A 24,930-nucleotide genomic window follows, 5' to 3' on the forward strand; every position below is an offset into this window, starting at 1 on the left:
CAGTTGAATAGTCTGATTTCTAGTATTTTCTTATATCTTGCAGGCTTCTTTCAATGCGCTCTTTTCGGCTGCTGTCTGTGCAGGAAAGAGGATGAGAGGCTGTAGACGGCGCTGAAGCAGGCTAATCCGGCTGTTTGCCAGGCGCCAAATTGGGCTAATAGGAAGAAATTCAAAAAAACACAAAAAGAAATGATTGATGCGAGGATATTTCCTTCCTTTTTTAAAAGCTTCAACCCGTTCAAAGCAGCTTCTTTAAGCAAGGATGCGTGAAGAATAAAGGACACCGTAAAAAATACCATGCCCAAAAAAGATCTGCCCGGAAACAGGGCAAGCCCCATAATGAATTCAGGAAAATGAAAAGGCAGCCGGACCGGCAGTAAGAAGCAGGACACACTGCCGGCAGCAAAGCCGGCGATAAGGCGCAGAAGCAGACTGAACAAAAAAACCCCTCCCCCACATCTTTATATGCAGGGAGAGGAGCTTTATTCATCTTCGTGAATGTCCAGTATCCGGAAGCCGGCTTTTTCAATTCGTTCAATAAACCTGTTAATGTTGTCCTTCTTCTCAATCTTCATGACGATTCTTCTGACCATGCTCTCTGTTTCGTCAAACGTAACAAGAGAGATAATGTCTTCGTGAAATTGTCTCGCAAGTTCAGTCAGCCTCGCAATCCTGCCTTCTGTTTCCACTGATGTAAAAGCAATTCTTACACCCTTTTTGTTCATTCCAAAAGCACTTTGAAATTGTTCCAGCACATCATACCGCGTCACGATTCCGAGGAATTCTTTTTCCTCTCCGACTACAGCAATCAGGGGATAATCCTTCAGCTGAAGGAGAGTGTTTTCAAAAATTTCTTCGCCTTCAAGATAAACGTCAGTGTGTACAGCAATGTCTTCAGCCTTTTTCTCCGATAGAAAGGCATCCTTTTTCAAATCTGACTGAAAAAACTCTTCATAAAGATGAAATCTCGTCACAATGCCTATGTATGCTGCCCCTTTTAGGACAGGAACACCGTCAATCTTATGATGTTCCAATTTTTCAAGGACTGTTTTTAATGAATCGCCTGCTTCTGCATGTACCGTCCGGTTTTTCGGTATCATTGTACTTTTGACAAACATCGCATCACCCCATTAACGTTTTAGCATACATTCGCTTTTATCTGTCAAAATCCTCTGCGTTTCATGCGATTATTTGCTTTCGAAATAAAGATTAATGTCATAATGCTTCTTCATCATGTCATAAACCTCTCCTCTTTTTTTCCAATGATACGGCTGCGGCCATAGCTCTGAGCTTTTTCGGATAATTTCTGTGCGGAGGCCATGATATTCCTTTTCATATTTTTCTTCTTTTTTCTTATAATAACGGGCTGTTGCATAGCCTGATCCAAGCAGGAGCACGACGAAAAAATGCAGAACGCTGCCGACCAGCTCTCCAAGCATATACCCTATATTGCTTCCATTTGGAACGACAATAAACTGATAAACATACAGGAAATATACTAAACCGCCAAAGAGTGTGAACATCTGCCATTTGAAACAGTTTTTCTTATACCGGTCGTACTTTCTTTTTTTATTCAGCACGCTCTGCAGCATTTCCCTTGTTGCCCCATCTGTCGACCCGCCAAGCTCCAGTATTTGCTTTTCCACATGCATCACATCTCCCGATCGAACAAATTGTCTATAAAACTATATGATGCTGTCCGCCTTCTTATGAAATGCATGTACAAAAAAACACATGCGTTCTTCAGCATGCGTTTTACTGTTTGAGCGGTATTTTCAGGACTTGTCCTTCATAAACTCCGTCTCCGCTTAATTGATTCCACTGTTTGATCAGGTCTTCTCCTGATCGTCCGCCATAATATTTAACGGATATGCGGTACAGGTTATCCTCAGGACCAACGGTATGTTCAACAATCCTGTAGTTCTCTTTTGGCTCAGCTGCGGCTTCCGGTTCCGGCTTTGGCTCTTTTTCGGGCTTAGGTTCGGGCTTTGTTTCAGAGCCTTCCCCCTGCCCTCCTGTGCCTGCAGAAAGGTCTGCTGAGGCTGTCATTGTCTCTGTTTGTTCCGTTTGGCCTTCCGAGTCCGCAGCAGAATTACTTTCATCCGGGGCCTGACTTGATTGATCGTCTGTTTCCTGCTCTTCATCATCCCCGTATTTTATCAGCACGTCTTCATAATCTGAAATATTCTCGCCATCAACGGTTTTGCTGCGTTCATCAAAATACGAAATGGTGTAATAAAAGCCGATGGGAAGCAGAAAAAAGAAAATGGCAAGCAAAGTGACGGCAGGATATTTATAAGGTGACTTTTTTTTCTCTTTCTTTTTGTGAATCTCGCTTCGTGAAGGGTAGCTCCCCGTCCGGGATTTCACATCTTCAATTTTTGCTTTTTTGGCTAAAGCCGCTCTTTCCATTCTGCTCATCTTGTCACCTCCGTCTTATGTGATTCAAGCGAATTTGAATGGCAAACACTAAATCTATTAAAAAATGGGCAAATACCGTTACAAATAAATTCCCAGTCTGCTCATACACGAATCCGAGCAGCAGGCTGATCAGCACCACCATGCAAAAAAGCAGCCATTTTGACAAGTATCTGAAGTGGAGCACCGCAAAAATGAGGCTCGCTGCCCAAAAACCGAAATGCGTCTGCAGTATTCCTCTGAAGAGCACTTCTTCTGTAAAAGAAATCAGCAGGCACAGAAAAATGATGTGGGGAACAGAGCGGTTCCTGAACATCTTTTCATTGATTCCGCCGTCATCATACATATCTTCAGGCATCGTCTTCATGATGATCCAGTCAAAGATAAGAACAGCTCCTGCTGTCAGTCCCCCAATAAGGAGGACCTGGCCGGTGTCGGGCTTCCACAATCCCGCAAATTCTGACACGCCGTTAAATAATATCATACTCAAAACAGCGGAAATTGTAAGTAGTAAAATTTGAGTAAAGTAAAGCTGTTTCAGCAGCTGACTGTCACTCATGCTCTTAACAAGTTCATTTTGACGCTTTACCATGCTATCACTCGTTCTGGCCAAATACAGCCTTTAATTCTGTTTCCCAGTCAGGCATCTGGTCATCCGTCCTTCGCCTGGACGGTTCCTGTTTCAGAAAAGACAGGCTCACTCCGCATCTGTCACAGCAGAATTCCTGTTTTTGAAACGTTTCTTCCCCGAAGTATGCCAAAATCCCTTTTCTTCTGCACTCAGGTGAAGCCAGCCAGTGCAAGACGCCGTCAAGCTTTTCCAGCTTCAATCGGCGCCGGTTTTCAATGCGGGAAAAAATCCAGTCGATTGCCTGTTGTTCTGCACCATAAATCCCATTTTCAAAAGATGTCAAATGATGCAGGATAAACCTGCCCTGAATCTCACTTATCCCCGCCATGTTAAACGCATCTTCCGGGGTCATTCCGGATGACATGGCATACATGCATTCATGGAGCTGACTGTAGGTGCAGAACTCAGAATCGATCATGGAAAGCGGGAGATCACGGTCTCCTTTTCCAATCAGAGCGACGGCAGCACTTGGCAGCCCGTCTCTTCCTGCCCTTCCGATTTCCTGAACATAGGATTCCATTTGAGCCGGAAAATGAAAATGGATTACATAGCGCACATTCGCTTTGTTTACTCCCATCCCGAATGCGTTCGTACAGCATACCGCATCCAGCTGTCCGTATAGGAACTGATGCTGAATCAGCGTCCGCTGTTCCGGTTCCATGCCTCCGTGATAGAAAGCTGTGTTCTTAATGCCTTCAGCCTGTAAAAAAAGCGAAATGCTTTCTGTCCACTTTCTGCTTGCACAGTAAATGATTCCGGGTCCCTCAAGGGTCCGCACCAGCTCAAGAACCCGCTGAAGTTTTTCTTCCAATGAGGAATATTCCTCGATTTTGATGCTGATGTTGCTTCTGTTCACTGAATAGACGTGCCTGATCGTTTTTTTCATATTCAGTGATTGTTCAATGTCTGCTAAAACCTCTTTTGTCGCCGTCGCCGTCAGGGCAAGACATGGTGGATTGCCGAGGCTTTCTCTAAGTTCGCCCAATTTTGAGTAGTCCGGTCTGAAATCATGGCCCCACTGAGAGATGCAGTGGGCTTCATCGACAGCAAACAGGGATATTCGGACGGCAGAGAGTGCGGAAAGAACCGCTTCAGACTGAAGAATTTCCGGTGACGCAAAGATAAACCTGTACTGATTCAAATGAGAAAGAGCCCTCTGCCTTTCAAGATATGGAAGAGAGCCGTTTAGTCCAATCACCCTTTTTTCGCCCCGCAGGCGGATTTGCTGCACCTGGTCTTCCATAAGAGAGAGCAGAGGAGAAATAATCAGAACGGTTCCCTCAAGGAGATAGCCTGGAAGCTGATAGCACAGCGACTTTCCTCCGCCAGTCGGCAGCATGGCAAGGACATCCCGGCCTGACAGCACATCCCGAACGATATTTTCCTGCCCTTCCCGAAAGTGTTCATATCCAAAATAGCGGGACAATGCCTGCTGAACGTTCATAGCATCCTCCTAGGTTCTTGTATAGGCAAGCCTGATCTGAAAGTAGCTGAACCGGTCATTTAAAGCCTCTTTTACGATTCGCAGCTGATGGGTATTCAGTTCTTGAATCTTGCGTGTAATCAGTGCAAGCCCCTCTTCTTCAAGAAACATTGAGATATCAAAACCGGGGTCATTTAAAGAGATCTCGACAATGTGGTCTTCTATCGTGCTTCTTTTCAAACGCCTTATGTCAGAAATCGCATCAACCGACTTTCCTGAGCGGATCAGATGAAGTGTTTTGGAAGCAGACTCAGTCAGGGAATCGCTTTTTGTCAAATCTTTTGAAACGGCATGCAGTATTGGATATGTGTGAATATTTTGCGCTGATTCCTTTAAAAAACGGTGAACAAGCCCCCAGAACAAGAGCCTGATGTATACTTCATCCTCATTAAATTTCTCGGCAAGCTGCTGGTAGGTGAACCCGATTCTGCTTTTGGAACTTAATTGATACACCCACACAGAGGCCGCTGTATGGTCGGCCTGCTTCAGAAATGCCTGCATCTCCTGATACATGCTGAAGGAAAGCTCTTCTTTTGAGAATGGCATTCCTTTAAGATAGGATTTCACCCATCGCTGCACTTTTTCATCTTTTATGACAGGCAGATAGCGCGCGCTCCCGGCTGCTGCATGTGAAAGCACCTGCGCTAGAAGGACGGTCCGCTTCCAGAAATGCACACCTGCCTGCGAATAAAGAGTTCCGTCTAAATCTTCAGGAAGCGGCCTTTCCTTTATCCTATTTTCTTTATAAATGACGGCATCAGGATTCGGCCGGCATACATCGCCTTCAACGGGAAGCAGCCACCCGCTCTTTACAAGTCCCCCAATGGCTGCATCAAATTCTTTTCTTGAAAGATCGGGAAACATTCCAAAGAGGCGGGACAGACTGAAAAGTTTGCTGTCCTGGATTGTCTGGGAAGACTTTTTTCCTTTCAGCAGATGAAAGACAGCAGATGCCGTCCGTTCGCCTCTGAATTTCTCCAGACATTCCAGGTAAATACAATCCATATAAGTTAAAGTCATGGTCATCACCCTGCACTTTTTGACACGATTCGATATATCCTTTATTGTAACAGATTCTGTATAAAAAAAGGCGTTTAAAGTTGCGTTCAAAGGGTACCTTAAATACTAGAAACCCTTATATGATAAGTATTCTCAATGTACTTTACTATTGAAAAGTTTTAAAAACAGATTTACAATGTATAAATATAAAGAGGTACGCACTCGTTCAGACTTACGTTTTACTCATGCGCTGACAAATGAATGACAGTACCATATCATAGAGTGTAACCAATTCAGAGGAGGTTTTTTTGATGGCAAAGTATACAATTGTTGACAAAGATACGTGCATTGCTTGCGGTGCTTGCGGAGCTGCTGCACCGGACATTTATGATTATGATGATGAGGGGATTGCATTTGTAACCCTTGATGATAACCAGGGAATTGTTGAAGTTCCTGAGATCCTTGAAGAAGACATGATGGATGCATATGAGGGCTGCCCGACTGATTCCATCAAAATTGCTGACGAGTCATTTGACGGCGACGCATTGAAATTCGAATAGCATACGAAAACCCTCCGCATTTGCGGAGGGTTTTTTATTGGGCTTATGCAGCCCGTTTATAGTCATTTTGAGCATGAACCCATGTTTTCAGCTTGGCGAAGATCGCCATAAACACAAAGCCCATCACAATACCTTTGATTAAGTTAAACGGCAGAATACCACTAACAATCAGCGCTTTAAGCTCAGGCGCTGCCATTGCAGGTGCATTCAGGAACCACGTGTAGGCAGGAATAAACAAGTAATAGTTCAGGACGCTCATAGCACCTGCCATGAGGACTGTTCCTGCTGAAAGGCCGATTGCCAGCCCTTTCATGCTGTTCATTCTTCTGTACAGATAGGATGCCGGCAGAATATAAAGAACTCCAGCGGTGAAGTTAGCCAGCTGTCCAACAGGTACTCCAGCTGCATTTCCCATAATAATATAGTGAAGAACATTCTTCAGTGCCTCTACCATAATCCCTGCGCCAGGTCCGTAAAGAATGGCTGCAATAATGGCCGGCACGTCCCCGAAATCAAGCTCCAAAAAGCTTGAAAAACCAATCGGGAAATTAAAAATCATCAACACAAACCCTACACTCGCAAGCATCGCAATCGATACCTGCTTTTTGACTTTACTTTGCTGCATTGCTGCTTCTCTCCTTTTTCGATCCATCCGGAAAGAAAGGAAACGTCCTGTTTTTCCAAGAAAAAATAAAAACCCCAAGTGAAAAATCACTGTGGGGAGAATTTAATCAAGGTCAAATAAACGGTTAAAATCTTCATTTTAAACGCCAGAACCTCCATCTTCTCCCATCCAGACTTTACTGTCGGCTCTGGAATCTCACCAGATCCTGCCATCACAAGGACGGCTCGCGGGCTTTGGAAAAAATATCTTTCCTTACCGCCGGTCGGGAATTTCACCCTGCCCCGAAGATAGATCATGTTATTTTGTTTTCGAGATAAGTATACTGCATCTGTTTCAATTTGTGAATACATTTGCTTGCGAAACATCTTTCCAGCAAATGTCTTTATCGTTGTACCGCGTTAATGTTATTGACACAATAATCTTAATATGATAAATTATCTGATATTTACTAGATGTACTTAGGGGGATAAACATGTACCGAATTCTTGTTTCAGATTCAATGAGTGCAGACGGTCTGCAGCCTTTACTCGAAGCAGAACACGTCGAAGTTGTCCAGAAAAAAGCTGCCGAAGCAGAAGATGAGCTACATACATTTCATGCTTTACTGGTGCGCAGTGCCACAAAAGTCACAGACGAACTGATTGGAAAAATGACCTCTCTTAAGATTATTGCCAGGGCAGGGGTTGGAATCGATAACATTGATCTTGATGCTGCTACAAAGCACGGCGTCGTCGTCATCAATGCACCTGACGGAAATACCATCTCAACAGCTGAACATACATTTGCCATGATGACATCTCTCCTTCGCCATATCCCGCAGGCAACGGTATCTGTTAAATCCAATGAATGGAACCGGAATGCATTTGTCGGCACGGAGCTTTTCGGCAAAACGCTCGGTATCGTGGGACTCGGCAGAATCGGAACTGAAATTGCCAAGCGAGCACAGGCCTTCGGGGTAAATGTGATCGTATTTGATCCGTTTTTAACCCGCGACCGCGCAGCCAAAATATCTGTTAAAAGCGCCACGTTGGATGAAGTTCTGACACATGCGGACATTATCACCGTACATACACCGCTTACGAAAGAGACAAGAGGCCTTATCGGTGCTGAATCACTGCCGAAAACAAAAAAAGGCGTTTATTTGCTCAATTGTGCACGTGGAGGAATTATAGACGAGCAAGCCATCATCCCTTATCTTGAAAACGGTCATATTGCCGGTGTTGCCCTTGATGTATTTGAAACAGAGCCGCCGGAAAATCATCCACTTCTGAAATTTGACAATGTGATTGCCACACCGCATTTAGGGGCATCAACAAAAGAAGCCCAGCTCAATGTAGCCGCTCAGGTTGCACAGGATGTTCTCGACTTCCTAGATGGAAAGATCGTCACAACTTCTGTAAACCTGCCTGCTCTGACAAAGGAAGTATTCGAAAAAATCCAGCCATTTTACAGGCTCGCAAAGAATATGGGCAATATCGTTTCACAGTGCATGAAAGAGCCTGTACATGATATTTCCATTAAATACGAAGGTTCTGTTGCAGAACTTGAAACGTCTTTTGTGACAAAAAGCCTGATTGCAGGATTCCTGACTCCGCGCGTTGCATCAAATGTCAACGAAGTAAACGCAGGGATGATCGCCAAAGAGCGCGGCATCAGCTTCAGCGAAAAAATCACTTCGAATCAGTCAGGATATGAAAACTGTATTACGGTGTCCATTCACGGAGACCAGACTACGTTTGAAATAAAAGGAACACATATTCCGCATTACGGCGAACGCATAGTCGGCATCAATTCCTTTAACATTGATTTCTATCCCGCAGGTCACCTTATCTATATTCAGCATACAGATAAGCCGGGAGTCATCGGACGTGTCGGAAGAATTCTCGGAGATCATGAAGTCAACATCGCAACGATGCAGGTAGGACGGAAAAATGCAGGCGGAGAAGCCATCATGATGCTGTCATTTGACCGCAAGCTTGATGATTCTCTTATTAAAACCCTTTCTGACATCGATGACATTGTGTCCATAAAACCTATTGAGCTATAAAGGATCAATTAAAAACGAGCAAGCAGAATCATCTGCTTGCTCGTTTTATGTTCTTTTTACAGGCAGGTCAATGACAACTTTAGTGCCCTCTCCCACCTTGCTTGAATACGTGATGGTGCCGCCATGCGACTGGATGATTCTGTAGCTGACAGTAAGGCCGAGCCCTGTTCCTTTTTCTTTAACGGAATAAAACGGCTCTCCAAGGCGTTTCAGCCTCTCCTCTTCCATGCCTTCCCCGTCATCTTCAATCATGATGCGCGCTGATCCGCCTTCTTCAAAAAGAGAGATGGAAATCGATTTTGATCCTGCTTCAATAGAATTTTTGATGATATTGATAAAAACCTGCTTCAGCTGATTCGGTTCGCAGTCAATCTCCTTCATCCCGGCGTCTGATTGAAACACAATGTTCACGCCGTACATATTCGCCTGTGATTCCAGCAGCGAAATGACATTGCACATCAGCTTGCTTACATTTGTTTTCGTAAAGCGGATGTTTTGAGGCTTTGCCAGAACAAGCAGCTCTCCGACAATCTCATTGATTCGGTCAAGCTCATTTTCCATAATCTCATAATACAGTTTATTCACACTGTCGTTTTTATTCATCAGCTGAACAAACCCTTTTAAAGAGGTGAGCGGATTTCTTATCTCGTGTGCAACACTTGCGGCAAGGCCTCCGACGACACTCAGCTTTTCTGCTTTTTGAAGACGGTCCTCCGCTTCTTTCATCTGGGTGATGTCCCGTCCGATGACGACAAGGGCCTTTCTCGAACCGTCATCGTTGAACAGCGGAACCTTAATCGTATCAAACGTTTTAAAGCTTCCGTCCGGCTGCGGAATCTGTTCTTCACTCCTGCTGACAGATCCGCTCATCCAGGTCTGCTCGTCCGATTCCTCGCAATAGAGAAGTGCCTCCCTGTAAAATTCCGTATATTCAGCAAGATCCCTGTCCCGCTTCCCCTTGTAATCCACTCCCTGAAGGTCAAACAGATTCAGCCCGAATGTATTTACCTCAATCCAGCGGCCCTCACCGTCTTTAAAGTTAACAAAGTCCACCATAGAATTAATAAGCGACAGCAGCTTTTCTTTTTCACGCTCAAGCTCTTGAAACTGTTCATTTTTGCTGATCAAATATTTTATGAAGATAAAAGTGGCTGCAATGAACAACACAGCTTTTATTTTTGAAATTGCAATAAATGTGTAGATGTCATAATCAAGCAGTGCAATCAAATGGTCTGTGCCAAATACCCACACGATGCTTAGTAAAACATAGAAATATAAAACCTTTTTCATTTTTGACATGTATGTCTCCCGAAATTAAGATGTAGACTTACATTTTACTACTAAATCCGGGAAAAGGGATAGCGTTGGCTGAAATTTTTACATAACGGGCAGGAATGTTTTTTTATTAGTAATGCCCTGTTAAAGGTAAATGTTGTTGTCTACCCATAATAACGTTTTTGCCATAGTCAGATTATATTCATATAGGAAAGGAGGAAATTTGAACAATACGAACAAGCGTTTTATAATGAATAGACACTAATTAAAATGGGATTATGGAGGTATCGATTATGTATGTAACGATTGCAGACTTTATTAGAGAATGGAATTGGGAAGCAACGCTTACTCAAAAAGTTTTAGAAGGTTTAACTGATGATTCATTGAATCAAGAAGTTCACCCAGAAGGTCGTACATTAGGAAGAATTGTTTGGCATTTCACAACAAATATTCCAGAGTATTTAGCTCATTTCGGGCTGAAAGCAGACTTAGTAGAAAATGTTAAAGATGTCCCTGCCTCAGCTAAAGAAATTGCTGAAACATTTATACATATAAGTTCATCTGCAATTAAAGTAATTGAAGAACAATGGACAGACGAATCCTTGAAGGAAGTGCAAACCGCATTTGGCAGAGAAGAAACAAATGCTCAAATTTTCATGGGGCTAATTAAGCACATTGTTCATCATCGCGGACAAGTTACAATTCTTATGCGTCAAGCTGGAATCAAACCTTATGGGGTTTATGGACCACCAAAAGAAGATTGGATTCACTTAGGTGTGGAAAATCCGCCACTTTAAATATAATTATAAAAAAGTCGTTTTAACCTACTATCAACATAAAAGTTTTAAAGCGCCAAGAAAAAAAGACCGCGGGCATATGCCTGCAGTCTCCTTCTTCAATCTAATGGAACTTCTTTGCGCTCGCCTTTTGAAAATGTCATCAGCGATGTGTATCCAACTCTCTTTGCAAGAGCCACAGCCTGGTCATAATCTGCGCCAACATCGCCTGGTACATGAGCATCCGAGGAAAGAACGATCGGGATATTCTTTTGATGGCAAAGTTTTAAAAGCCTTTCATCAGGATACAGTTCACCGACAGGCTTTCTGAGTCCGGCAGTGCTGATCTCAACGCATGTCTTGGACTGAGCAAGAGCATCTGTCGCCCGGTCATACTGCTTCATCAGAAACTCTTCATCATCCGGGACGTATTTAAAAATTTTGACAAGATCCAGGTGGCCGACGATATCAAACAGATTCGACTGGGCCAGGGTGACGACCTGGTCGAAATAATGTTCATACACTTCATTTACATTACGCTTGTCCCATTCATGCAAATATTCCTTCAGGTCAATTCCAAAGTCATCCACCCAGTGTATGGAACCGATCACATAATCAAAATCATATGTATCAATAAACGACTTCATTTCAGCATGTCTGCCAGGCGTATAGTCCATTTCAATCGACATTTTCACATCGATTCCCTGATTCCATGCCTGGTGAAAAAGTGACACGTAATCCTTCATATCATAGTAGCGTCTCTCGTCTACCCAAGGATTGCTAAGGATGTTTTTTGTCTGATAAAAATGATAGGCATGCTCGGAAATTCCGAAATGCTGGATGCCTTTTGCGGCAGCTTCATCTGTAAATTCCTTTAAATAATCAAGCGTCAAAGTGCCTCTTTCAAGATGATTGTGATAGTCGGTGCGCATTGTCTGCTCCCCCCGCGAAGTTTTGTCCTATTATATCGCTTTTTGGAAAGTGTGACAATGTATTTTCAGTTTATTTAGAAGAAGCTGAAGAGTGAGTAATTTTCAATGTTTGGTCGGGAAAAATAGCTTCAGATGACAGGTCATTTTCTTGCTTCAGCTGCTGTACAGTGATCTGCAGCTGTTCTGCTATCGAAAACAGGGTGTCTCCTTTTTTAACGGTGTACTGGCTCACGGAAGCCGTTCTTTGCTCAATCATCAGCTTCTGTCCTGCGTATAAATGGTCAGATACAAGGCCGTTTAATTTCTTCAGGCCATCTACGCTAAGCCCATTTTTTTTGGCAATTCCCCACAACGTGTCCCCTTTTTGGACAGTGACAGATCCATCTTCAGCAGCAGGCTGTGCCGTCGCGGGTATTGCTTCTATAGAGTGGGCTGCCACCATGATAAATGGATCAACAGCCTGTTTTTTGTCGTATGTCCATTTTCCTTTATGTACTTCAAAATGCAGGTGGGTTCCTCTTGAAACACCGGTATTGCCGATCACGCCGATTTTTTGGCCCCTTGCTACTTGTTCCCCTTCTGAAACGGTCCTTTTGCTCAGATGGGCATAGACCGTTTCATATCCTTCAGGGTGAGAAATAAAGACGACGTGGCCGTATGTACTTGAAAGATAGGATTTTGTCACGGTTCCTGACTGTACGGCTGAAATGGCCGTTCCTTCAGGTGCTGCGATATCAATTCCTTTATGTTTTCCGCTTCTTGTTCCGAATGTGTCTGTTATCGTGCCCTTGACGGGATGAATCCAGCTTTTGTTTTCAGCTGGACTTTCTGCTTTTGCCAGTGTTCCTCCGACGAAGAGCAGCATGACGCATATTCCGACAATCAGAGCAATGGATAACCTTCTTAGCAAATCTAACATGAGTTCCCCCTAGTTTGTTCATTTGTCAAAAAATGACCAATACTAGTATTATGCAGTCTTTGCGGATTCATACGTTAAAGTTGTGTGAAGACGGGGGACAGCATTCTGTTAGATAAGAACTAATTATTCTTCTCTTATCTTAAATGTGAGGCTGACTTTGTGCGGATTGTTGGTTTTAAGGTGTACCCGTTCCCTTGCGCTCCAGTCACTTGCTTTCCGCGGGGAGTGCCGGGAGCCTCCTCGGCCAGCCTGCGGGGTCTCCCGTGCCCTCTTCATCCCGCAGGAGTCAAGTGCCTTCCGCTTCAGTCCACTGGTGAGTGGTGATTGAAATGCAGCCGGAATATAGTTAAGAACCTTCATAAATAAGTTGTGACGATTACAGGAATCCAAGAGAAGAAGCTTAAGATTCAGGAGCCCCGATTGCTGAAGAAGCAAAGTTACTCTAGACCAAAAACGTGAGACATAATTATGCCTGTAATTAATCCAGCCATAAGAAAAGTTGGGATACACAGTAAAATCTTTTTTCTTAATGAAATGGTATAAAATCGTTTATACAATTTTCCCAACAGAGTAAAAAAAACAACAAAAATAGAGAGAGATAACATACTTGCTATTAAATCAACTTCTGTAAAGGGCGGATTGAGGTAACCATCCAAATAATAATTTAAAATAACCAATAAACTAAACAATATAAACTCATAAAAAAGAAATTTCAGGTAATGCATTAACTACACCTCTTATGTACCATGTAAACAATTCTCATTCAATGCCTTGCCCGATTCTTCAATAATGAGGGGCAATTACCCTTTGCATCGCACCCGATAGATTAATATTAGAAAAACTATATATGATATGTTTAATTTAATTCGATTTGTTTAATTTTGGATAAGCACCGCCGATATAAAGAATTGTACCGGACTCATCTTGTGCACAACAAAACAGCTTTGTGTATACATTTGCAAACAATCTTATAGAAATTTTATCAAGCAAATCAGGTTCCAATATGAATTTGTTTGGCTTAAAAATATATGAATCTGGGAATGCATTTGTAAAGAAGGTAATGATGTCTTTATGCCTTTCTAATTCTCCCTCTGTCAATGGCACTATATTTTCTGTATTCAGCTCAAAGAACGATGTCTTTGCTGCATTGTTAGATAGTTCATATACAGATATTTTTTCCGTATAGGGTGATGGAGAGAAATAGACACATTTAACAAAAGAATCAACTTGATCCTGTTCAGCTATTACCTTTAAAAGTTCTATAGATTCTTTCTTCGCTTCTGATAGCTGAATCGTTGCTGTCTGGCGATTAGAAGAGATTTTTAGAATTTTATCGAAGTTCGGGGCTAATTCAAGAACATTTCCAATCTTATATGTATCTAAGCTGCTAAATTGATATGCGAAATTCAACCCTTCATAAACAACGAAAGGGGCTATCATAAATTGTTCGACACTGTTTAAAACAGCAGGAGGAGATATCTCAATGAATTCCCTGAGCCTCTCCATTTGCACATCTTCTTGTTCAACAGCATTGGCAGAAGGAGGCAACAATTCAGCCATATCAAGTGCATCAATTTTAGTTGCCCAAACTCGCATCCTACTAACCCCTTATAAAGTAATGTAAATCAGGATAATATCTTTCCTTTTTGGATAATCGCCCTTGAATGTTGAAGAATTACTTAAGGCTGATTAACAGATACCGTTTCTTCAAACTTCAATCCAAAGTGACTATATGTTATATGCAATCTTTCTATGGGTTCGTTATGTACAACACTTATTCCATAACTTTTATCATTTATAGTTGCCGTTCCATCATTCATCTTTTCTAACTGGGTTATTGGTGATGTGTCGGACTCAATATCAATAGTATCAATATTACTAATGCCAAATTCCTTTTCGTCAAACGTTTTGGATATAACGAAACCTTTAAGGGGATTTGTGACCTGTATTTTAAGCTTTATAGGTTCATTGTAATTATTCACCAGGACTTCATTAATCTTCAGTTTCCCAAACCCCTTATTCCCTATTGCAACAACAACTGCTTTATTATCTTGTGTTGAACCAACTGTACCACTGACCAATGGAGAATTGATTTTGAGAAAAGAATAAAGTCCAGCAAATACCAATATTATGCTTAGAGCTATAATCAAAATGAATTTCTTCATATTCCTAAACCCCCTTACTATGAAGAGGCGATCACTTTGTGCAGAAATCGCCTCCGATTGTTAAATATCAAAAAATGAATTTAATGAAATAGGTCTCTAATTTCTAGGAGGGCTTTTCTTGATTCTTCTATTTTATATACTTCCAGTTCAAATGAGCCTTTTTGTTGTACGGATTCAAGAACAGGATTAAGATCACTTGAATAATACGTTTTATTTAAAGTATATCTAATTTGGCAAGTCGAAGGACTTACCTTATTCGCATTAATAATCACTTCTTCAGGGCTCATACTTGTAAAAGTATGCTGAAAAGTATCTATAAAAGAAATATCTTTGCTTTCACCCAAAAATTTTTCAATGCTTGATAATTCAATCCAGACATTTGGTAAAGCTGCTGTAAATCCCCGATTATGAACTTCTAAGTCTACACATATGCTCGGCAAACGATATTCCACTTCTTTTAATATATATTTGAAATAAGAGAACCCATCTTTTGAAAATATCTTTGTCATCTATAACCAAATCCTTTTTATTGCTTAAATAAAATCTTTCGTAAAAGAGATATGTACTTATGTGCCACAATCTATTGATGTCTAAAATCATATTTGCCACCAGGAACCTTTAATGTATGACCGTTTATTACTACGGTCTCATTATCTGTCCAAGTAATATTTGCAGAGCTCTCACGATAGTTCCAATATATATTTTTTGATTTGTTTTCTTCTTTATTGAATACTAATTCACCTCGAATCGAATAAGAGGTGGTTGCTCCTCCATTTGTGATATATGCTTTTAAGGTGTACTTCCCATCCGGTGATTTAACTTCAGTAAGATACGATCCTGTGGGCAGCCTGTTCATATCATAAAAGGCCCAGTAAACTCCATATCCTAAAAAAGCCATTACCAATAATCCAACTATTGAAATTCTAATAAATATCACTTTGTACTTTCTATTTACCTCATCTTCAGAAGTCATATTTTTCTGTTTTAAAAACATCTTTTTTACTCCTTTACCTAAATCAAATTACATTACTACATCACTCCTGCATAACGATTTTCAATCAGTCTTTTAATGGCATCTACAACTAATGCTGGTTCATCATTTTGTATGTAATGTGTACTGTCTTCAGCAATTATAAATTCACTGATAGAAGATATTTGAAGAAGTTCTTCTTGCATTGTATTCCATAAATCTTGTGACTTGGATGAGTAGTGATTTTTTTTGCCTGCAGAAAGGACTATTAAGGGAATGTTTAATTTCTTTTGGTCTTCTTTTATTTGATTTAAACTTTGCATAAATTCTTCATAATTACCTTCGTGAACAAATTGCTTATTGTAAGCTTCTTGAAACTCTTGAGACATCGTTGGAAGAAATCTTTCTCTGTAATCCTCAGGAGTAGAATCCACTAGAAGCAGCCCACAAACATTTTCAGGGTAATTACTAGCAAACAGCCGTGCATTTACACCCCCAAAAGAGTGCCCTACAAGTATATATGGAGGAATTATATTCAATTTATCTAAAAGTTCTTTCAGTTCCTTTACCATCTCTCTGCTATTCCTAGGATTAGAACTTGGCTCGCTTCTGCCTAGACCTGCTCTATCATACACAATAACTTCTGTCAGCAGAGAAACTTCAGAAATTATGGCATTCCACCCTTTTGAATAATCCCCATACCCAGCATCCATAACAACGGTTGGCTTATCCTTTTTTTCTCCAAGCAAGTTAGCAAACATTAAAAAATCACATACTTTTATATACATCTCTTTAGACATATTGATAAGATCCCCACTTTTTTGTGCCTTTGTTAATAGACATTAGCTTATTTAATTTAGCCCTTTAACGAAATAACCAATATTTACAATAATATCACAAATATCCCATCTGCTAGCCGGAAAATCTGAAGCCATAAATAAAGTCACAGCACCCTCCTGCTTTTTTTGTTAACGGCAAAAAAAACCCTAAAGCGTCATGCTAAGGGTTTCGTTTAGGGAAGGAAAACCTGAAATCACACGTTATTTAGCAGGGGGAATAGCTTAAGAAGTAGCAGGCTAATTCGCCCCTCTTTTAGCGGTGTTTTTTTGCATAATAAAACACAGTTCATATTGAACTGAATTAATACGCCGCCGAGTGCGGAGAAATATATTATTATTTTCTTTATCGATCTGTAATAGCACCTAAAATAGCTAAAAATAACTTTTTCACTAAATCCTACATCCCCTGTTTATAAAATTCTTTACGAGTTATCTCTTCTTTATTTTTCGATAATATAATGATTTCATAAGTATCAATTGCTCGTAAAGTAGAAGGTAGATTATTTGCTACGACACATTCATTAGCTATATTAATAAGTTTGTTTAGATTCTCATCGCCGTTTAAATTGTTTTTCTTAAATGATGTCTTAATGAAAATTTTTATAGGTTTAGGATTAAAATCAATTGCGACCCCCGCATATTCATCTGTATTCTTCTTTAAGGCATCATCTATTTCTTTAGTGACTTCCATCCAGCCGAGCTCAACATCATTAGCTTGGAGTGGTTGGATACCCTCAGACTCTGTAAATGTAAATTTTGTCCCTAGGTAAAATAGGAAAATAAATAAAAAAATAATAATTGCTGCTTCTACTGCATTTTTTCTCTCATTATTTTTTAATTCTTTATCATCTCTATATTTTTGTTGTATTCTTCTTATTAAATCTTTATTCATTAAAGGGCCGCCCCTGTTCATAGTGAATTCTGTTGAATCCGGTATAAAGTTCAATAAGACATCAATTTGCTGATTCATTTAGAAGATTCTTTTCTTTTTTCAAAAGGATATTTTAAATGCTGCCCAATTCCTCAATAAGAAAAGGCGATCCACTTTGATGCAATAACCCCCTAAACTTGAATAAAAAAATCAGCTAATCTCGCAACATTTAATTAATTTCGAAATGACTTCTGATTTTTTTCTGATGTCGAAAATATTTTCAATAGGCAGTACTGCATACCACGAATTAAAAGTATTTTCAGTTAACACAGGATTATCATATATCAAATCTATTCTTAACCTTTTATTCACATTTAGAGAGTTAGATAAATCCCTATAGACCTCATTCATTCTATTCTCATCAAATACACTTTCAATCGAAATTTTTCCGTATATCCCATTCCACCAAGTTACAAAGGATTTAACACTCTCAGAATATCCAGATACTCCTGTTTCATTGTCCTTAAACAACTTTTGATAAAATGTTTTATCCAGATTTAATGTTCCATTATGATCGTATAAGCCGCTTTGACAATTTCTAATTACTGTCTCGTTCCATACTTCTGTAAAAATATTTTCAAATTCATCTTCTAAGAGCCCCCACGTTGAACTATAAACGTATGGAAACAAAGGATTTTCCCGGTCTTGATTTTGACTGTTTATATATATGTTTTGGACATAAATCAAATAATTCAAGGAATAAGGAGCGTTAACTTCCAGTTCAAATCCGCTAAGTCCTACTTCCTTTTGAGTATCCTCCATAAGTCTTTTCCCTCCTGCTCCCAAACAAAATAACCAATATTTACAATAATATCACAAATATCCCATCTGCTAGCCGGAAAATCTGGAACCATATATAAAGTCTCAGCACCCTCCTGCTTTTTTTGATAACGGCCAAAAAACCCGCAAGCGTCAGGCTGCGGGTTTTTCCTGTTATTCCTCAAGATCGACAGGGTTTGGCGAGAACGGGACGGGCACGGCCTGTGTTACGTCCATTTCACCAATTCTGCCGGCTTCGATTCCTTCGAATTTTACACTTTCGTAGCCGAAATCTTTAGCGGTCATCAAAATCGCTTCGAGCATCAGTGTATCTGTTTCGTTATCATCAATTGTTGAGGCGTCTGTGAATTCAATGGTTACTCCATTATCTGTTTCTTTTATTTCATCGATGACAACTGTTTCTTCGATCACCGGTTTTAATCCGAGTGTCCCTTTTTCTTTCATAGCCGTCAGGGCATCTGTCAGCTTGTTAAAGGATAGAAGAGAAGGCGCCAGGAATTTAGGTGAGTTCAGGCTCTCCTGATACAGGAAATAGGCTTTCTTTTTGAACTTTTTGAAAGTCAGCTTATCCTGATAGCCATACGCTCCGATTTCCGCTCCTTTTTCGCCGCGGGTATAATAGTCAGCCTGAGAGGCATCCTGCCAGCGGAAAGACTCTTCAAGACCTTCTGTAAAGAGCCTGTTTTCCGTTTCTGAGCTTGATTCCGCATAGGAATTCCCTTTAATGTCAACAGACATCCGTTCTTCTCCTGTCTCATACGAGAGCTTTGTTCCTGAGAGCGCAGAAGGACTCAGTCCGGCGCTCATCGGGTCAAATGAAGTCAGCGCCGTCTCAAAAAGAGTCATGTACGAGTCAGAGGAATCGAACTGAAAGCTGAGCGGTATCGTATTTTGAACCTGAAGATCGGGATAGGCAACCGTTACAATCGTTTGATTGTCCTTTGTCCTTGCTACAAATGATTTTTTCTCAGGCTCTGGTGCAGATTTTGCTTCTAATTTCATGTCTGCGTTTTCTTCAGACACCTGGCCGCTTTCAGCTGCTTTATCCGCACTGTACTCAGACCTACTTTCACTCATCTGGAAGTTCTGAAGGAAAAAGGGTGAAAGGATTAAAAGAATAAAAAGGGCGGCAAAGCTTGCAAGAGCCGGTGTTTTCCACTGAACTTTCTTTTTGTGCATACGCTGCTGCAAACTGGTGTAGATTTGCTGCTGCGTCCTCCGGTCTTTGATATCTGGCATTGCTTGAAGTTTATCGGTAATCTGCTCATCGTTCCATTTTGATTGATTCATCCCTTTGCTATTCCCTCCTTCCTGATCGAGTGTTCAGATAATTTATTTTTCAGAGCTTTCAGCGCTCTGTGCTGGGTCGTTTTCACTTTGCTTTCCGTAAATCCGAGGGCTGCTGCTGTATCGGCAATGGACATTCCCTGAATATACCTTAAGATAACGACGGCCCTCTGATCGACTGTGCATGTATCAAGCGTCCGGTAAACCATCTGCATCTCTTCATTTAAAGCAGCGATTTCCTCCGGCAGCGGCTGATGATCCCGTATTTGCTCTCGGTCCCAGTCAAACGCTTCAAAAATTCGCTGTTTGAGTGTTTTCTGTTTGCGGAAAAAATCAATCGCAACATGTCTTGCAATGGAGAGGATCCAGGTTTTTTCACTGCTCCGTCCTTCAAAACTGCTGTGTGATTTTAATATTCGTATATACACTTCCTGAACGAGGTCCTCGGCCTGTTCACGATTCTTCACCATATAAAACAAGAACTGGAAAAGATCGCTGTGATATTTTTCATAAATCCTTTGAAAGGCCTCTTCCATGAACGAACCTCCAATCAATACATTAGTCGGAATGAAGAATAAAAAGTTACACATCTTTTACTATATCGGGATTGCATAGAAAAAGGAAGGCAGTTTCCGCCTTCCTTTTCAAAGAAATTATGACTCTTTCTTTTTCGTAAATACGATGGCACTTCTTTCATACTCCACATCTTTTGAACCGAGTCTGGCATTTGCCGCTCTCGCTGCCGCAAAGAAAAAATCGGAAAGTCTGTTCATATACGTTAAAACATGCTCATTGATTTCCGTTTCTTTTTTGAGCGAAACAATACAGCGCTCCGCTCTTCTTGCTACGGTCCTTGCCACATGGATGGCAGCGGCCGCCTCTGTTCCCCCAGGTAGAATGAACCGCTCGAGCGGAGGGGCTTCTGCTGTGTACGCATCAATTCGCGTTTCAAGAAACTCAATCATGTCAGGTGTTGTTTTATAGGGATACTTTTGCTTGCCGTGGATGACAGCAAGATCGCTTCCGCAGTCAAAAAGTTCATGCTGGATTTTTTCAAATTCCTGCTTCATGTCTTTCAGAGTTTCATCGTTCATCCATGTCATGGCAAGACCGGTAAAAGAGTTTACCTCATCGATTGTTCCGTAGGCTTCTACCCTCAGGTCATCCTTATCGACACGGCCCCCGATAATGCTTGTTTTCCCTTTATCGCCGGTTCTAGTATACAAATTCATATTCAGCAGCTCCTGTCCTTTGTTCTCAGACTGTCTTGCCTAAGCTAAAAAGAAAGTCTCTCTCTTATTCTGCCATTATTTTATTGAAGTGTAACGCCATAATCGTTTTTACACAGATAATACTGAAACGTTTTTTGCATAACCGGGTACAGCACAAGAAAGAAAATGCCGTTTCCTGCTGCATGCATCGTATCAAACGGGATTCCTGCAAGATAGTAGGCAAGTCCGTTATCTGTCAGGACAAACATATTCAGAGAAACGATGAATCCAAAAAGATATCCCGCAAGAACAGCTGCCGGGCTAAAAATGAGCAGCCTGTTTCTTTTAACCGCTTTTCCAAGCAGGCCGAATACGAGAGCCAGAATCCCCCATGCAAGCATCTGCCAGATTGTCCACGTTCCCATGCCAAGCAGCAGGTTGCTCAGGAAACAGCCTAGCACTGCGACAATCATTCCATTAACCGGTCCGAGCAGAATCGCCGTGATGAGGATGATGGCTGTCATCGGCTGTATGTTCGGAACAAATTGAAAGGAAAGTCTGCCGACAACGGACAAGGCTATAAGCAGAGACAGAAGACTGATTCTTCTTGTTGTCATTGTTTCTCACGCTTACTCATAATTCCGCAGATCAAATTCAATTTTATCGCCGTCTTTCAGTTTAATGTCATTAGCTCCTGTCATGGCATCTTCCCCGTTAACGATTAAATGCCAGTATGTTTTGTCCGCTTCGCTCGCCTGGATGCCTTCAATTCCGTTGATAAAACCTCCGGACTCTTCAATTTCAAAGTTCTCCTTCATGGCATCCATCAAGTTTTGTCCTTCTTCAAATGCAATTTCTTTAGCGTCTACTTTCTCTGCCATTTCATTTTTTGTCAGCGTGACAGATGCTTTCAGCTCTTCAGCCTGCTCTTTGCTCTCAGCAGCAGGTTTTGTTTCTTCCGTTTTAGGCTGCTCTGCCGCATTTCCGCAGGCACTCATCAGTGTCAGAAGAATGATTGCGAGAAAACTGTAAAATTTGTTCATGTTCCATCTCTCCTCTTGTTGTTGTGTATGTATTGGAAAAGCAAAAAGCCCATCTTATAGAAGATGGGCTTTTAAAACGGCATAGAAGAAACTGCAGGCACTCATGCCATACCTGTGCCGTTTCTATGCTCAAATCCCCGAAGAATAGTAACGTTCGAAAGATCCCGGCAGGTCTACTGACTCGTGCTTCATCCTCAAGCCTGCACCTTCCCGTCTGAATTCTGACAGTGGTCTAAAAGCAGGTATTGTCTGCACTTACAGTTGCGGGGACAGTCCAGGCATTTCACCTGATTCCCTATTAAGCAAAGTTTGCACCAGTTTCTTTTCGTATTCACTTTTATATCCAGCTTTTATTGTACCTAAAACGACATGCGGCATCAACAGGTGTTTCGTATGAAACAAGAATATTCGTCAGATTCTATCAGGATAAACGGTTTTTCGAGGCAGAAAGAAACTGAATGTTGTTCCTTCATTTACTTTGCTGTGCACATTAATCGATCCTGAATGGGCATCGACAATGTTCTTGGCAATCGCAAGACCAAGGCCAGTTCCGGAGCGGCCTCTCGTCCTCGCCTTATCTGCTTTGTAAAAACGCTCAAAAACAAACGGAAGGTCTTCTTCGACAATTCCTGTGCCCGTATCCTTCACATCAACTTTAATACCGCCGGCAGCAGACTGCACAGCCATTTCGACTGTACCGCCCTCAAGTGTATGCCTGATAGCGTTATCCACGAGATTCGTCAGAACCTGTTCAATTTTATCCGGATCCAAAACAAATTCAGGTTCGTCAAGTGTAATGCTGGAGGTGAGCGTAATGTCTTTTTCTCTTGCAAGTCCCTGGAACTTCCGGTTTATTTTTTCAATAAATTCATGAATGGAAATGCTCTCGAGATTAAGGGTGATATGACCCGCTTCCATCCGGGCAAGATCGAGCAGATCATTGACAAGCCTTCCCATTCTGAGCGATTCATCGTAGATAACCTGTGCAATCTCTTTTTTCTCTTCATCCGAGCTTGCAATATCATCCACAATAGCTTCAGAATACCCCTGGAGCATGGCAATCGGCGTTCTCAGTTCATGGCTGACGTTTGCGATAAAGTCTTTGCGCAATTTATCAAGCCTGCGCTCTTCTGTCATGTCCCGAAGCACGGCAACAGCCCCCCGGACGTACGACTGATTGTAAAGCGGGCTCATGACAAGCACCCAGCTTCTTCCCTGAAGGGTTACTTCAACGATATGCTCTCTTTCTGTGTTGACTACCCGCTGGAACAATTCCTTTGCTTCCGGCGGAATTTCTTCCCCTTCATTAATCTGCATTTTCTGTTCATAGTACCATGACTGCAGGAAGCGTTCTGCAGGAGGATTGGTCACGAGAATCGTTCCATCAATATTAAGCGTGATAACCCCGTCTGCCATACTGCTTAAAATGCTCGTTAAGTGCTCTTTCTCCTGATTGAGAGCGTTGATGTTAAACTTCAGCTGTCTGCCCATCTGATTGAACGCAATGGCGAGCTCCCCTATTTCATCGTGGCTCAAAATAGGAACTTTTGTATCAAAATTGCCGCGTGTCAGCTCTTGTGTCGCCTCTCTCATTTTTCTCAATGGATAGGTAATTCTAGTAGACAGGAAAAAGGCAAAAACCGTTGTCAGAATGATGGCTATACCTGCCGCAAGAAGAATGTATTTTGTCGTGTGCTCGGTTGTCTTTTGGACGGCCTGCAGGGACTGTGACATAAAAACGGCTCCGTCCTTGCCGTCACTTGTTTTATAGGGAACACCGACTACAAGCACTTCCTCCTTGTTTCCGGAGTTTTTTTGCTGTTCTTCAGGCAGCCGCGTGAGCTTGCTTACATTTTTCTGATCCTGAAACACCTTTGACAGCTCTCTGTCAGCGCGGATATCCTCCATGCTGAAGGTTGGCGTGTTTTCATACTTTTTTGGTGAAAACCAGTATTCATTTTCGTTTTCGGCTATCACAATGCTTGTCAGTTCATCCGCAAGCTCCCAGGTGATGGATCTTGCAAGCTCCTGGTCTTCATGGTTTTCCAAAATAACAGACACTTTGTTGGCCAGCTGCGTCAGTTCGTTCTCGGCTTCATCCACATGAAAGCTTTCAATAAATTGAAGCAGCAAAACGGTCAAGACAAATAAGACGAATGATACGAGAAGCAGGATGGTAAACCAGAGTTTACCGACTACGCTTTTCCAAAACATCATTCACTGCCTGCCTCAAACTTGTAGCCGACACCCCAGACCGTCACAATCATCGAGGCAGCATCGGGTGAAACTTTGCTGAGTTTCTCTCTAAGACGCTTAACATGTGTATCAACCGTTCTCAAGTCTCCGAAAAACTCATACTGCCATACTTCTTTCAAAAGCTTCTCACGGTCATACACTTTATCAGGCGTTTTCGCCAAAAAGTAAAGAAGCTCATATTCTTTCGGCGTTAAGCTGACTTCTTTTCCATCAGCAAGAACGCGGTGGGCATCATGGTCAATGGAAAGATGCGGGAAGACAATCACGTTTTTGGCCTTTGTCTCTGTTTTAAGGAATGAAGTCGTCGAAGAGCGTCTCAGAAGGGCTTTCACTCTCAAAACAACTTCTCTCGGGCTGAAAGGCTTAACGATATAGTCATCTGTGCCGACCTCAAATCCCTGTACCCTGTTCACTTCTTCCCCTTTTGCCGTAAGCATAATGATCGGCGTTGCTTTTTTCAGGCGAAGCTGTCTGCACACCTCAATGCCGTCAATGCCCGGCATCATCAAATCAAGCAGAATCAGATCATATTCTTCTGCAAGAGCCATCTCCAGAGCGTCGCTTCCGTTGTCGGCTTCTTCAATCTGATAGTTTTCCCGTTCAAGGTACATCTTCAGCAGTCTTCTGATTCTGTCTTCATCATCTACAACAAGTATTTTATAGTTTGGATTGGTTTCCATAGAGGTTCCTCCTGAATTAGAAAAGTGTAAGCGGACGTTCAGCTCCGGGAGCCAGATAAGAAATCACCTGAAAAGTCCGGGTTTAGACTTTTTAGGGGATTTT

At 41.7% G+C, this 24,930-nt stretch carries 28 protein-coding genes and 2 riboswitches; of the genes, 3 read left to right on the plus strand and 25 right to left on the minus strand.

The features are described from left to right. Nucleotides 1-50: 50 nt before the first annotated feature. The 7 genes from ACK1LH_RS12980 to ACK1LH_RS13010 all read right to left on the minus strand — a co-directional run bounded on the left by ACK1LH_RS12980 (nucleotide 51) and on the right by ACK1LH_RS13010 (nucleotide 5,552). Nucleotides 51-440, minus strand: a complete 390-nt coding sequence (locus tag ACK1LH_RS12980; RefSeq protein WP_411333283.1) for a hypothetical protein — start codon at nucleotides 438-440, stop codon at nucleotides 51-53. A 42-nt stretch (nucleotides 441-482) separates the two neighbouring features. Continuing rightward, nucleotides 483-1,118: a CBS domain-containing protein gene (locus ACK1LH_RS12985; protein ID WP_411333284.1), complete on the minus strand. Its 636-nt coding sequence runs from the start codon at nucleotides 1,116-1,118 to the stop codon at nucleotides 483-485. 69 nt (nucleotides 1,119-1,187) lie between these two features. Next, entirely contained in the window at nucleotides 1,188-1,646 is a 459-nt protein-coding gene (locus ACK1LH_RS12990; RefSeq protein WP_282034197.1) for a DUF2663 family protein, read from the minus strand. Between the two features lie 109 nt (nucleotides 1,647-1,755). Further along, nucleotides 1,756-2,421 carry a LysM peptidoglycan-binding domain-containing protein gene (locus ACK1LH_RS12995; RefSeq protein ID WP_411333286.1) on the minus strand — a complete coding sequence of 222 codons (666 nt, stop codon included), beginning with the start codon at nucleotides 2,419-2,421 and terminating at the stop codon, nucleotides 1,756-1,758. 4 nt (nucleotides 2,422-2,425) lie between these two features. After that, a complete protein-coding gene (locus ACK1LH_RS13000; protein ID WP_282034199.1) occupies nucleotides 2,426-3,010 on the minus strand; it encodes a CPBP family intramembrane glutamic endopeptidase in 585 nt (194 codons plus the stop codon). 4 nt (nucleotides 3,011-3,014) lie between these two features. Further along, a complete protein-coding gene (locus ACK1LH_RS13005) occupies nucleotides 3,015-4,493 on the minus strand; it encodes a RecQ family ATP-dependent DNA helicase (protein ID WP_411333288.1) in 1,479 nt (492 codons plus the stop codon). Between the two features lie 9 nt (nucleotides 4,494-4,502). Continuing rightward, the gene (locus ACK1LH_RS13010; RefSeq protein WP_411333289.1) at nucleotides 4,503-5,552 is read right to left on the minus strand and encodes a helix-turn-helix domain-containing protein; all 1,050 of its coding nucleotides are present in this window, start codon (nucleotides 5,550-5,552) and stop codon (nucleotides 4,503-4,505) included. Between the two features lie 290 nt (nucleotides 5,553-5,842). Here ACK1LH_RS13010 and ACK1LH_RS13015 point away from each other — a divergent pair, with 290 nt between their 5' ends. Then, nucleotides 5,843-6,091: a ferredoxin gene (locus tag ACK1LH_RS13015; protein WP_029280187.1), complete on the plus strand. Its 249-nt coding sequence runs from the start codon at nucleotides 5,843-5,845 to the stop codon at nucleotides 6,089-6,091. Between the two features lie 43 nt (nucleotides 6,092-6,134). Here ACK1LH_RS13015 and ACK1LH_RS13020 read toward each other — a convergent pair whose 3' ends face one another. Continuing rightward, on the minus strand, nucleotides 6,135-6,716 hold the full coding sequence (locus ACK1LH_RS13020) for an ECF transporter S component (protein WP_029280185.1): 582 nt from the start codon (nucleotides 6,714-6,716) through the stop codon (nucleotides 6,135-6,137). A gap of 152 nt (nucleotides 6,717-6,868) precedes the next feature. Continuing rightward, nucleotides 6,869-7,009: riboswitch (FMN riboswitch) on the minus strand. A 179-nt stretch (nucleotides 7,010-7,188) separates the two neighbouring features. On the opposite strand from ACK1LH_RS13020, the gene serA reads away from it, so the two are divergent. Further along, nucleotides 7,189-8,763, plus strand: a complete 1,575-nt coding sequence (gene serA, locus ACK1LH_RS13025; protein ID WP_203287706.1) for a phosphoglycerate dehydrogenase — start codon at nucleotides 7,189-7,191, stop codon at nucleotides 8,761-8,763. A 45-nt stretch (nucleotides 8,764-8,808) separates the two neighbouring features. Here the strand turns inward: serA and ACK1LH_RS13030 are convergent, their stop codons facing one another. Beyond that, nucleotides 8,809-10,062: an ATP-binding protein gene (locus ACK1LH_RS13030; protein ID WP_029566067.1), complete on the minus strand. Its 1,254-nt coding sequence runs from the start codon at nucleotides 10,060-10,062 to the stop codon at nucleotides 8,809-8,811. A 269-nt stretch (nucleotides 10,063-10,331) separates the two neighbouring features. Between ACK1LH_RS13030 and ACK1LH_RS13035 the strand changes: the two genes are divergently transcribed. After that, a complete protein-coding gene (locus ACK1LH_RS13035) occupies nucleotides 10,332-10,835 on the plus strand; it encodes a DinB family protein (RefSeq protein WP_411333290.1) in 504 nt (167 codons plus the stop codon). 98 nt (nucleotides 10,836-10,933) lie between these two features. Here ACK1LH_RS13035 and ACK1LH_RS13040 read toward each other — a convergent pair whose 3' ends face one another. The 16 genes from ACK1LH_RS13040 to ACK1LH_RS13115 form a co-directional block, all read right to left on the minus strand. Further along, the gene (locus ACK1LH_RS13040; protein WP_411333291.1) at nucleotides 10,934-11,746 is read right to left on the minus strand and encodes a histidinol-phosphatase; all 813 of its coding nucleotides are present in this window, start codon (nucleotides 11,744-11,746) and stop codon (nucleotides 10,934-10,936) included. A 70-nt stretch (nucleotides 11,747-11,816) separates the two neighbouring features. Beyond that, a complete protein-coding gene (locus tag ACK1LH_RS13045; RefSeq protein ID WP_411333292.1) occupies nucleotides 11,817-12,665 on the minus strand; it encodes a LysM peptidoglycan-binding domain-containing protein in 849 nt (282 codons plus the stop codon). A gap of 861 nt (nucleotides 12,666-13,526) precedes the next feature. Then, nucleotides 13,527-14,261 carry a hypothetical protein gene (locus ACK1LH_RS13050; protein ID WP_411333293.1) on the minus strand — a complete coding sequence of 245 codons (735 nt, stop codon included), beginning with the start codon at nucleotides 14,259-14,261 and terminating at the stop codon, nucleotides 13,527-13,529. Nucleotides 14,262-14,344: 83 nt separating this feature from the next. Then, nucleotides 14,345-14,830, minus strand: coding sequence for a hypothetical protein (locus ACK1LH_RS13055; RefSeq protein WP_411333294.1), 486 nt, complete (start codon nucleotides 14,828-14,830; stop codon nucleotides 14,345-14,347). Nucleotides 14,831-14,910: 80 nt separating this feature from the next. Then, nucleotides 14,911-15,339, minus strand: coding sequence for a hypothetical protein (locus ACK1LH_RS13060; RefSeq protein WP_411333296.1), 429 nt, complete (start codon nucleotides 15,337-15,339; stop codon nucleotides 14,911-14,913). 71 nt (nucleotides 15,340-15,410) lie between these two features. After that, complete coding sequence (locus tag ACK1LH_RS13065) at nucleotides 15,411-15,824, minus strand: DUF5412 domain-containing protein (RefSeq protein WP_411333298.1); 414 nt, start codon at nucleotides 15,822-15,824, stop codon at nucleotides 15,411-15,413. A gap of 35 nt (nucleotides 15,825-15,859) precedes the next feature. After that, nucleotides 15,860-16,600, minus strand: a complete 741-nt coding sequence (locus tag ACK1LH_RS13070) for an alpha/beta fold hydrolase (RefSeq protein WP_411333299.1) — start codon at nucleotides 16,598-16,600, stop codon at nucleotides 15,860-15,862. Between the two features lie 436 nt (nucleotides 16,601-17,036). Further along, the gene (locus ACK1LH_RS13075; RefSeq protein WP_411333300.1) at nucleotides 17,037-17,531 is read right to left on the minus strand and encodes a hypothetical protein; all 495 of its coding nucleotides are present in this window, start codon (nucleotides 17,529-17,531) and stop codon (nucleotides 17,037-17,039) included. Between the two features lie 189 nt (nucleotides 17,532-17,720). Beyond that, complete coding sequence (locus ACK1LH_RS13080; RefSeq protein WP_411333301.1) at nucleotides 17,721-18,332, minus strand: group-specific protein; 612 nt, start codon at nucleotides 18,330-18,332, stop codon at nucleotides 17,721-17,723. Between the two features lie 171 nt (nucleotides 18,333-18,503). Further along, nucleotides 18,504-19,640, minus strand: coding sequence for a hypothetical protein (locus ACK1LH_RS13085; protein WP_411333303.1), 1,137 nt, complete (start codon nucleotides 19,638-19,640; stop codon nucleotides 18,504-18,506). Beyond that, entirely contained in the window at nucleotides 19,637-20,173 is a 537-nt protein-coding gene (gene sigX / locus ACK1LH_RS13090) for an RNA polymerase sigma factor SigX (protein WP_411333305.1), read from the minus strand. The genes ACK1LH_RS13085 and sigX overlap by 4 nt, the downstream gene beginning before the upstream one ends. A 117-nt stretch (nucleotides 20,174-20,290) precedes the next feature. Next, a complete protein-coding gene (locus tag ACK1LH_RS13095) occupies nucleotides 20,291-20,869 on the minus strand; it encodes a cob(I)yrinic acid a,c-diamide adenosyltransferase (protein ID WP_411333307.1) in 579 nt (192 codons plus the stop codon). Between the two features lie 80 nt (nucleotides 20,870-20,949). After that, on the minus strand, nucleotides 20,950-21,465 hold the full coding sequence (locus ACK1LH_RS13100; protein ID WP_411333308.1) for an ECF transporter S component: 516 nt from the start codon (nucleotides 21,463-21,465) through the stop codon (nucleotides 20,950-20,952). 12 nt (nucleotides 21,466-21,477) lie between these two features. Then, complete coding sequence (locus tag ACK1LH_RS13105; RefSeq protein ID WP_282034217.1) at nucleotides 21,478-21,891, minus strand: DUF4430 domain-containing protein; 414 nt, start codon at nucleotides 21,889-21,891, stop codon at nucleotides 21,478-21,480. 148 nt (nucleotides 21,892-22,039) lie between these two features. After that, nucleotides 22,040-22,225: riboswitch (cobalamin riboswitch) on the minus strand. Between the two features lie 77 nt (nucleotides 22,226-22,302). After that, on the minus strand, nucleotides 22,303-24,108 hold the full coding sequence (locus ACK1LH_RS13110) for an ATP-binding protein (RefSeq protein ID WP_282034218.1): 1,806 nt from the start codon (nucleotides 24,106-24,108) through the stop codon (nucleotides 22,303-22,305). Further along, the gene (locus tag ACK1LH_RS13115) at nucleotides 24,105-24,827 is read right to left on the minus strand and encodes a response regulator transcription factor (protein ID WP_029566080.1); all 723 of its coding nucleotides are present in this window, start codon (nucleotides 24,825-24,827) and stop codon (nucleotides 24,105-24,107) included. Before ACK1LH_RS13115 ends, ACK1LH_RS13110 begins: the two co-directional genes overlap by 4 nt. Nucleotides 24,828-24,930 lie beyond the last annotated feature (103 nt).

Origin of the sequence: Metabacillus indicus, assembly GCF_046603695.1 — a bacterium.
In the GTDB taxonomy this organism is placed as follows: Bacteria; Bacillota; Bacilli; order Bacillales; family Bacillaceae; genus Bacillus_P; species Bacillus_P indicus.

Excerpts from the sequence above, each read along its gene's own strand:
- ACK1LH_RS13005 (WP_411333288.1), bottom strand. The coding sequence starts at position 4,493 with ATGAACGTTCAGCAGGCATTGTCCCGCTATTTTGGATATGAACACTTT.
- ACK1LH_RS12995 (WP_411333286.1), bottom strand. The coding sequence starts at position 2,421 with ATGAGCAGAATGGAAAGAGCGGCTTTAGCCAAAAAAGCAAAAATTGAA.
- ACK1LH_RS13035 (WP_411333290.1), top strand. The coding sequence starts at position 10,332 with ATGTATGTAACGATTGCAGACTTTATTAGAGAATGGAATTGGGAAGCA.
- ACK1LH_RS13030 (WP_029566067.1), bottom strand. The coding sequence starts at position 10,062 with ATGTCAAAAATGAAAAAGGTTTTATATTTCTATGTTTTACTAAGCATC.
- ACK1LH_RS13040 (WP_411333291.1), bottom strand. The coding sequence starts at position 11,746 with ATGCGCACCGACTATCACAATCATCTTGAAAGAGGCACTTTGACGCTT.
- ACK1LH_RS13020 (WP_029280185.1), bottom strand. The coding sequence starts at position 6,716 with ATGCAGCAAAGTAAAGTCAAAAAGCAGGTATCGATTGCGATGCTTGCG.
- ACK1LH_RS13110 (WP_282034218.1), bottom strand. The coding sequence starts at position 24,108 with ATGATGTTTTGGAAAAGCGTAGTCGGTAAACTCTGGTTTACCATCCTG.
- serA (WP_203287706.1), top strand. The coding sequence starts at position 7,189 with ATGTACCGAATTCTTGTTTCAGATTCAATGAGTGCAGACGGTCTGCAG.
- ACK1LH_RS13060 (WP_411333296.1), bottom strand. The coding sequence starts at position 15,339 with ATGACAAAGATATTTTCAAAAGATGGGTTCTCTTATTTCAAATATATA.
- ACK1LH_RS13105 (WP_282034217.1), bottom strand. The coding sequence starts at position 21,891 with ATGAACAAATTTTACAGTTTTCTCGCAATCATTCTTCTGACACTGATG.
- ACK1LH_RS13070 (WP_411333299.1), bottom strand. The coding sequence starts at position 16,600 with ATGTCTAAAGAGATGTATATAAAAGTATGTGATTTTTTAATGTTTGCT.
- ACK1LH_RS13050 (WP_411333293.1), bottom strand. The coding sequence starts at position 14,261 with ATGCGAGTTTGGGCAACTAAAATTGATGCACTTGATATGGCTGAATTG.
- ACK1LH_RS13100 (WP_411333308.1), bottom strand. The coding sequence starts at position 21,465 with ATGACAACAAGAAGAATCAGTCTTCTGTCTCTGCTTATAGCCTTGTCC.
- ACK1LH_RS13015 (WP_029280187.1), top strand. The coding sequence starts at position 5,843 with ATGGCAAAGTATACAATTGTTGACAAAGATACGTGCATTGCTTGCGGT.
- ACK1LH_RS13075 (WP_411333300.1), bottom strand. The coding sequence starts at position 17,531 with ATGAATAAAGATTTAATAAGAAGAATACAACAAAAATATAGAGATGAT.
- ACK1LH_RS13065 (WP_411333298.1), bottom strand. The coding sequence starts at position 15,824 with ATGTTTTTAAAACAGAAAAATATGACTTCTGAAGATGAGGTAAATAGA.
- ACK1LH_RS13045 (WP_411333292.1), bottom strand. The coding sequence starts at position 12,665 with ATGTTAGATTTGCTAAGAAGGTTATCCATTGCTCTGATTGTCGGAATA.
- ACK1LH_RS13010 (WP_411333289.1), bottom strand. The coding sequence starts at position 5,552 with ATGACTTTAACTTATATGGATTGTATTTACCTGGAATGTCTGGAGAAA.
- ACK1LH_RS13080 (WP_411333301.1), bottom strand. The coding sequence starts at position 18,332 with ATGGAGGATACTCAAAAGGAAGTAGGACTTAGCGGATTTGAACTGGAA.
- ACK1LH_RS13095 (WP_411333307.1), bottom strand. The coding sequence starts at position 20,869 with ATGAATTTGTATACTAGAACCGGCGATAAAGGGAAAACAAGCATTATC.
- ACK1LH_RS13085 (WP_411333303.1), bottom strand. The coding sequence starts at position 19,640 with ATGAATCAATCAAAATGGAACGATGAGCAGATTACCGATAAACTTCAA.
- ACK1LH_RS13055 (WP_411333294.1), bottom strand. The coding sequence starts at position 14,830 with ATGAAGAAATTCATTTTGATTATAGCTCTAAGCATAATATTGGTATTT.
- ACK1LH_RS13000 (WP_282034199.1), bottom strand. The coding sequence starts at position 3,010 with ATGGTAAAGCGTCAAAATGAACTTGTTAAGAGCATGAGTGACAGTCAG.
- sigX (WP_411333305.1), bottom strand. The coding sequence starts at position 20,173 with ATGGAAGAGGCCTTTCAAAGGATTTATGAAAAATATCACAGCGATCTT.
- ACK1LH_RS13115 (WP_029566080.1), bottom strand. The coding sequence starts at position 24,827 with ATGGAAACCAATCCAAACTATAAAATACTTGTTGTAGATGATGAAGAC.
- ACK1LH_RS12985 (WP_411333284.1), bottom strand. The coding sequence starts at position 1,118 with ATGTTTGTCAAAAGTACAATGATACCGAAAAACCGGACGGTACATGCA.